8 protein-coding genes are annotated in these 6,887 nt (G+C 72.0%); 7 read left to right on the top strand and 1 reads right to left on the bottom strand.

Annotation, left to right across the window (positions count from 1 at the left end; genetic code table 11):
- The first annotated feature begins 166 nt into the window (after window positions 1-166).
- From ACWD11_RS33990 to ACWD11_RS33980, 3 genes are all read left to right on the top strand, one after another.
- Window positions 167-457: a hypothetical protein gene (locus ACWD11_RS33990; RefSeq protein WP_389421420.1), complete on the top strand. Its 291-nt coding sequence runs from the start codon at window positions 167-169 to the stop codon at window positions 455-457.
- On the top strand, window positions 454-993 hold the full coding sequence (locus ACWD11_RS33985; protein ID WP_389421419.1) for a hypothetical protein: 540 nt from the start codon (window positions 454-456) through the stop codon (window positions 991-993). Before ACWD11_RS33990 ends, ACWD11_RS33985 begins: the two co-directional genes overlap by 4 nt.
- A gap of 111 nt (window positions 994-1,104) precedes the next feature.
- A complete protein-coding gene (locus ACWD11_RS33980; protein WP_389421418.1) occupies window positions 1,105-1,254 on the top strand; it encodes a hypothetical protein in 150 nt (49 codons plus the stop codon).
- A 319-nt stretch (window positions 1,255-1,573) separates the two neighbouring features.
- On the opposite strand, the gene ACWD11_RS33975 is transcribed toward ACWD11_RS33980, so the two are convergent.
- Complete coding sequence (locus ACWD11_RS33975; protein ID WP_389421417.1) at window positions 1,574-2,896, bottom strand: XRE family transcriptional regulator; 1,323 nt, start codon at window positions 2,894-2,896, stop codon at window positions 1,574-1,576.
- A gap of 357 nt (window positions 2,897-3,253) precedes the next feature.
- On the opposite strand from ACWD11_RS33975, the gene ACWD11_RS33970 reads away from it, so the two are divergent.
- From ACWD11_RS33970 to ACWD11_RS33955, 4 genes are all read left to right on the top strand, one after another.
- Window positions 3,254-4,111 (top strand): HpcH/HpaI aldolase/citrate lyase family protein, encoded by an 858-nt coding sequence (locus ACWD11_RS33970; protein ID WP_389421416.1) that lies wholly within the window; start codon window positions 3,254-3,256, stop codon window positions 4,109-4,111.
- Window positions 4,111-4,659, top strand: a complete 549-nt coding sequence (locus tag ACWD11_RS33965; protein ID WP_389421415.1) for a MaoC family dehydratase — start codon at window positions 4,111-4,113, stop codon at window positions 4,657-4,659. Before ACWD11_RS33970 ends, ACWD11_RS33965 begins: the two co-directional genes overlap by 1 nt.
- 16 nt (window positions 4,660-4,675) lie before the next feature.
- Window positions 4,676-5,851: a GNAT family N-acetyltransferase gene (locus tag ACWD11_RS33960; RefSeq protein ID WP_389421414.1), complete on the top strand. Its 1,176-nt coding sequence runs from the start codon at window positions 4,676-4,678 to the stop codon at window positions 5,849-5,851.
- A 114-nt stretch (window positions 5,852-5,965) separates the two neighbouring features.
- Window positions 5,966-6,856, top strand: a complete 891-nt coding sequence (locus ACWD11_RS33955; RefSeq protein ID WP_389421413.1) for an aminoglycoside phosphotransferase family protein — start codon at window positions 5,966-5,968, stop codon at window positions 6,854-6,856.
- Window positions 6,857-6,887 lie beyond the last annotated feature (31 nt).

Raw genomic sequence — 6,887 nt, 5'->3', positions numbered from 1 at the left:
AGGCCCTGCCGTTATGCCCCGACCACCGAGGGATCACCCGAACAGGAACCGTGTTCGACTGATCAAGCCTGCCGAGCGGTAAGCGGATGGCTTCTTAGCCCGCATCAAGGCCCGCAGCCTCCTCACCCTGGCGGCCTGGCCAGGCAATCAGCATCACGCGATCGACGTGCTTCATGCCCTCGTCGACAACGCCGTGCAGCACGCACTCGCTCCAGGCAAGCCCGACCAGAGCCTCAGCGCCTGCCTCAGCTTGACCGAGGCGCACGAGCTGCTCGTCGACGTCACAGACCCTCTCCCCCACTTCCCCGACTTCGACCAGGCCGTCACCGGTGATTGCGGACGCGGGCTCTGGGAGATCGCGCGCCAGGGCGTGGAACTCTCTTGGTTCCTCATCGGTTCGGGCTTCGACGCCAAGACCGTGCGCGCCGTCCTGCGTCCCGGGCTGGTGGAGCTGTGACCGCCCCGGCCAAGGCGCTGCCGCGCGGCGCCGACATAGTGCAGCACCTGGTCGAGACCGTCGGCGCAGCGAGTCGGCCGGCCGCCGACATGGCCGACCTCGCGGACATGATCCGCACCCTGCTGGCAGTCGAAGCTGGCCGCGACACCCGCGTACGCCTGGGCGGCCATCTCTTCGACGTCGTCATCACCAGCTCCGGCGTCCAGGCCCGCTGCGCCGTAGCTCTCATGGACGAGATCCAGGGCGGATGCGGGCCCGTGATCGATGACCCGGAGAGCGGCTGGTTCTACTGGCTCGTCCCGCCCGGCTCCTCTCGCTGCTGGCAGCCGCACACCCACGCCGTGTGCCTGGGCGCGCCCCACACGATCACCCTGCCCTCTCTGAACAGGACCGTTCCCCCGGGTCCGTACTGGTTCCGGCCATCGGCATGTGACCGGCTGGTGCCGACCGCGCCGCTCCGCGAAGCCCTGGCGCAGATCCGGCCCGAGCCGACCCCGCACGCCGCGCTCGCGGCCCGGCTCGGCATCGCCACCTGAGACTGCGTGCGCATCGACGCGGTAACAGTCGTCGACGCGCACGGGCACGCCCCTGCGGGCGGGGCGGATCCGACCCCGGCCGAAGACCCTCACTTTCGAATCGAGCACCCCATGACGAAGCTGCTCATCCTCATCGCCTGCGGTGCTGGCGGCGCTGTGCTCGTGTACGCCGTGCGGCACGCGCCCGGTCCGGCGCTCATGGCAGGCCTGCAGGCCGAGGACAGCCGCCGCTTCGCCGCATTGTGCAGGAGGGCGTCATGAGGCTGCGGCCCCGCCCCCGACCGACGTGTTCGTGGCCGCCTTCGCCGTGGCTGCCCCCTTTAACGCCTGTCCGGCGTCTGGTCGACAACGCTCCCGGCCGCCGGACAGAGCCAAAGCCCCCGGCACGGCAGTGGACTACCCGCGGTCTGAAGATGTTCGGCCAGAGCGTGGCAGGCGCCGGACGGGCGGAGGAGGCGAGTTCCCTCCACACCCTGGCTCTGGGGCAGTACAGCGGCCTGAGCGCGGTGGACGCGGAGTGTGTCCGTCGGCGGTTGGAGGCGGCCTGGTGATCAGGAACGCAGTGCTGGACCTGCCCGGGTTAAGCGACGGCGTGCAGCAGTTCGGGCACGCCTTCAGTCGTGCGGTAGGGGGTGAAGGCGGGGGTGAGATCGCGGACGAGCTGAACGCATCGCGGGGCCCCGATCCGTTCGGCCAGGTGGAGCGCTTCGAGGGCGTCGGCGGCTGCTGCTTCGGGTTCGCGACGGCTGAGATGGCCCTGCGCCCGGTACGCGAGGAAGATTCCGCGCGTTTTGTCGCGGCTGGCTGGCAGGAGCGCTTGGCCCTCGGCGATGAGGCGGTCCGCCTGCGCGGTGTCGCCGAGGTCGAGCAGGCAGCGGCCCGAGTCGACGGCGAGGTCGGCGGTCGACATCCAGGAGCACCAGGCGGGGGTGTCGTTTGCGTCCCCGGCGTTGAGCAGGCGTTCTGCCGCGTTCAGGGAGCGCAATGTGGTGCTGCGTTCGCCGAGCGCGGCTTGGGCGCGTGCCAGTCGCAGATGCAGCAGCGAGCTCGCGGCGGGGTGGGTGGTGCGGCTGAGGGCCTTGGTGAGGATGCCTGCGGCGGTAGTGGGGTCATCCCGCCAGGAGGCCTGATAGGCGAGGTCGCTGAGGAGGGCCGCGCCCATGTCCCGGTCGTTGCCGGCGTGAGCGTTGTGCAGCCCGGCGATCCAGTACCGGCTGGCGGCGCCGTGCTGGCCGTGGTCGAAGCGGATCCAGGCAACCGTCTGGGAGAGGCTGGCGGCGAGCTTGTGCAAGCGCGCTCCCACGGGGCGGGAATAGCGCTGCTCCTCGATCAGGTCGGTGACGCGGGCGAGGTGGGCGTCGTAGAGGGGCGCGATGTGCTGGCGCTGCTCGGTGGCCAGTGTGTTGAGGCGGGCGCTGGTCTCCTCCAGCAGGGATACGACGTCTTCGCCCACCGCGGCGCCCGGGCGGGAGGGGCTGGCGGCGAGGGCCGCGGGCTGGGTTCCAGCCCAGCTTCCTGCCAGGATGACGAGCGCGGATCCGGGGATGGCACTGAGGAGGGTTCGGCGGTCCATGGTGTGCAGGGCCTCTCGCAGAGCGGGCACGATGTTGGCGGGATCGAGCGGCACGACACCCTGGTCGACGCGGGGAAGCCAAGCAGGCCAGGCGGCAGGGTCGATGTCACTGGCCGGGATGCCCAGGACTTCCGCGATGTAGGTCTGGGAGACGGCGTCGGGCCGTACGCCGTTGACCTCCCACTTGCGCACCCGGGCCTTGTCGACGCCGGAGCGAAGGCCGCGGCGGCGAGCAGCGCCGTGCATCGCCTTGGCGAACTCCACACGGTTGAATCCGCGCGCGGTGCGGACCGCGGCCAGCGGGTGGGGTGTGCGCTCGTCCTCGTCCACGACGAAATCCAATCAGGCAGGCACGGCCTGAGCGTACCGCCGCAGGGGGGTGGGACTCCCGCGGGACTCCCGCCAACCTCTATGTCAGCAGGCACAGTTGGCCGACACTCGATCATCTCAGCGACCCCATCGGTCGCTGTGGCGCATCACCGCGCAGCGCACTGCCACACCCGCTCGATGTCCGACCGTCCGGGTGGCGGTGCACGATTCCCTGTTCCTGCTTCCGGTCCGTCGTGCTCGTACGAGCAGCGACCGGGACGGTCGACCGTTCGAGAGGAGATCGACGTGCAGTCTCCGTTGGATCGGGTGATCTCCGCGCCGCCCGCCCCGGACAGGCCCAGTGGGCCGACTTGGCTGGTGACTCCAGGTATCGCGCCCGCGCGTTTCCACACGGCAGTCGGCTCGGGCGCCGAGGTGGTGTTGCTCGACCTGGAGGACTCGGTGCTGGCCGGGTCCAAGGCCGATGCCCGGGCCGCCGTGCTGGCGTTCATCGATGCCCGGACGCGGAGATCCGGCGGGCCCCTGCTGGGCGTGCGGATCAACGCAGTGGACGGCGCCGAGGGCCTGCGGGACCTTGCCGCCATGGACGAGGGGACGCTGCGGCCGGACCTCGTCGTAGTGCCCAAAGTTGAATCGGGCCGCGAGATCGAGGCCGTCGTACAGGCCGTGCGCGGGGCGCAGGCGGCGCCGAAGGTCTGGGCGTTGATCGAGTCCCCGCGGGGAGTCGTCGCACTGCCCGGCATCGTGCACACCCCGGGCCTGGCGGGCGTGCTCTTCGGCGCCGCCGACTACGCGGCGGCGGCCGGGTGCCAGCTCACGTCCCGGGCGATGTGGTACCCGCGCGCTCAGCTCGTCACTGCGGCCGTCGCCGCCGGAATCCCGGCCGTGGACTCGCCCTTCTTCTCTCTCGATGACCAGGACGGGCTGCGCCGGGACGCCCTGGAGGCGGTCGAGCTGGGCTTCGCCGGCAAGGTCGCCGTCCACCCGCGCCAGCTGAGCGTCATCGCGCAGGCGTTCGCTCCGAGCCCGCGCGAGCTGGAGGCAGCTCGTGCGGTTCTCGACGCGGCCTCCTTGGCGGCACAGGCGGGCGGCGCCATCACCACGGCGGACGGCGTGATGGTGGGACCGCCGCTCATCGAGGCCGCCCTCGCCGTCGTCCGCCGAGCCGGCCACCGCCCCGCCGCCGTCACCACCTCTGTCACGAAAGCGAGCTGATGATGCAGAAGCAGCAGTCCTCGTCGTCCGTCCCGGCCGGTTTTCGCCAGGTGGAGGACGGCCGGATCCGCGAGGTTGTCGGCCTGGGCCTGGACGACCTCGTTCCCGGCCTGGTCATCGAGCACCGGCCGGCACGGACGGTGACCGAGGCGGAGCACGTGCAGGTCCTCGCCCTGATGGGCAACGAAGCGCCGGTCCACTCCGACATCGAGTACTGCCGCCGTACCGGCAACCCGCGGGTTCTGGTGTGCGGGATGCTCACCCTCAACATGGTGCTCGGGATGACGGTCCGCACCACCAGCGGCATGACTACCGGCAACCTCGCCCTGGATGAGGTCAGCTGGAAGAAGCCCGTCCATGTCGGCGACACCTTGTCCGCGCGCAGCACCGTCCTGTCAGCCCGCCGCTCGGGCAGCCGCCCCGACCAGGGCATCGTCACCTGCCGCGTCGACGGGTTCAACCAGCGCGGCGAGCTGGTCGTCACCGGCACCCGCACCTTCCTCGTCCCCGCCGACCCGGACGTCATCCGCGACGCCACCGGCTACTAGAAGAAGGGGAGCCGCCATGGACGCGGAGTTCACCGAGGCCGACGACGCCCAGTGGGAGGAGTACGACGCTCTGGCCCGCCGCGCCTACGGCCAGCCGGTGCCCGACATCACGCGCCTGGGCCCGCACGCGGACCGGCGGGTGGCAGTGCGCGGAGGCCGGGTCGTCGCCGGGGGCCTGGGCATGCTCGTGCCGCAGTGGTTCGGCGGCCGGCCGGTACCCGCCGCGAGCATGGGCTGCGGCTGCGTCGCCCCAGAGGAGCGCGGCGGCCGCCTCGCCGCTCGCCTCGCTCAGGAGAGGGTGCGCGCCTTGCAGGATCAGGGCGCGGTCCTCGCCACGCTTTGGACGGCCTCCAACGGCTACGTGCGGCGGCTGGGCTGGGAGGCCCCGGCACAGGTGTTCTCCTGGACGGTGCCGACCGTCGCCCTCATGCAGGCCACCGCCGACACGATGGAGATCACCCACGGCGACACCGCGCAGCTGGCGGAGCTGCCTGACCGGCTGGCCGGGCGGTGGAACGGCCCGTGGCAGCGCTCTGCGTGGTGGGGTGCCTGGCAGCAGGAGCGGCATCCGGACCTGGAGACCTACGCGTTCGCCGAGCACGGGCGGGAACCGAGCGGCGTCCTGATGGTGGCGACGCAGCGCACCCCGGGCGGCCGGCAGCTGGTCGTTCACGACTTCTGGGCCGCCGACGCGCCGACCGCCGACGCGATGCTCGCCTTCCTCGGGCGGCACCACGGCCGGATCCCCACCGTGATGTTCGAGCGCACCGGACTGCCGCCCGGCCCTCTGCTGCAGCAGCGCCTCGCGAGCGTCGGCACGGCAACGGCCAGAGCCTGGCACCCCTGGATGCTGCGCGTCCTCGACCCTGCCCGCGCCGTCGAGCTGCGCGGCTGGCCCCGTCACCTGGACGACGAGATCGTGCTCGACCTCGCCGACCCGGACGGCGCCGGCTCCAGCCGCCACACCCTGAGCATCAGCGCAGGCAGCGCCCGCCTCACCCCCGGCGGCGCGCAGCGCGGCCGTACCGCTGACGTCACCCTGACCATGGGGCAGTTCGCGCTCTGGTACGCCGGCGGCTACCGCAGCCCGGCCGCCGCCGCGATGGCGGGCCTGCGCGGGGAGAACCCTGTCCTCGCCCGCCTTCTGGCCACCACCGCCGACCGGGAGCCCTGGCTCGCCGACTACTTCTGACCCCCGCACCCCACCCGGCATCCGGCCGTTCCACCGGCAGGAACCGCCCGTCGCACTCGCGTGCACGGCCCCACCGAATCCGCTCCCTCCACGCCCGTTCGGAGACCTACCTTCATGACGACCTCCAAGCCCTTCCCTCCCGAGCTGCGCGAGTGGGTCGCCGGCCACCTGCCCGGCCTGGACGCGAACGAGGACCGTTCCTGGCCGCGCAGCACCTCCCTCGTGTGGTGCGTGAGCGCGGCTGGCCGGGACGCCTACGTGAAGATCAGCCCCAGCGACCTCGACTTCGAGCGTGAAGTCGCCGGATACGCCTTCACCGCGGCGCACCTGAGCGAGACGGAGGCGCCGCGGCTGCTGGCCTGCGACCCGGGCCTGCGCGCGATTCTCAGCACGCCGTTGCCCGGCCGCATCGTACGGGACCTGCCCCTGGAAGCCGGCATCGAGTTGCGCCTGTACGAGGCCGCCGGGCGGCTGCTGCGCCGCTGGCACGACGCGTCCGAGCCCGGCACGGCCGCGGACCGCGTCGCAGTGCGTTCCGACATGGAGGACAAGGCCCGTGAGGCCGCCGACTGCCTGGAGGATGTCGCGCCGTACCTGGCCGCCGGCCGGCTCGCTCTGGTCGAGGCCGCGTCGAAGGAGCTCCCCGGACTCGCCGAGCAACTGCCGCTGGTCTACCGGCATGGCGACTACGAGACCCGGAACTGGTTGTACGACGAGGCCACCGGTCGTCACGGTCTCATCGACTTCGCGATGGCCACGCACGGTGTCGCCGCGTCCGAGTTCGTGTGGCTGTGCGGCGCTGTCTGGTCCGTCCGCCCGGAGCTGCGCGAGGCCTACTTCACGGGCTACGGCCGGCCGCTGACGGCCGAGGAGGACCGCCTGCTACATCTGCTGACCGTCCGCCTCGGCGTGTCCTACCTGCGCAACGGCCTTTCCAAGAACCGCGACGAGCTCGTGGCGCGCGGCCACCTCGTCCTGGACCGGATGGCCGCCCGCCAGCCCTAGCCCGCACCGCGCGCGGGCCCGGCACGCGCCC

It is taken from the genome of Streptomyces sp. NPDC002776 (assembly GCF_053592195.1).
The sequence above is the reverse complement of the archived record's forward strand: the minus strand, read 5'-3'. Positions and strand labels throughout refer to the sequence as shown.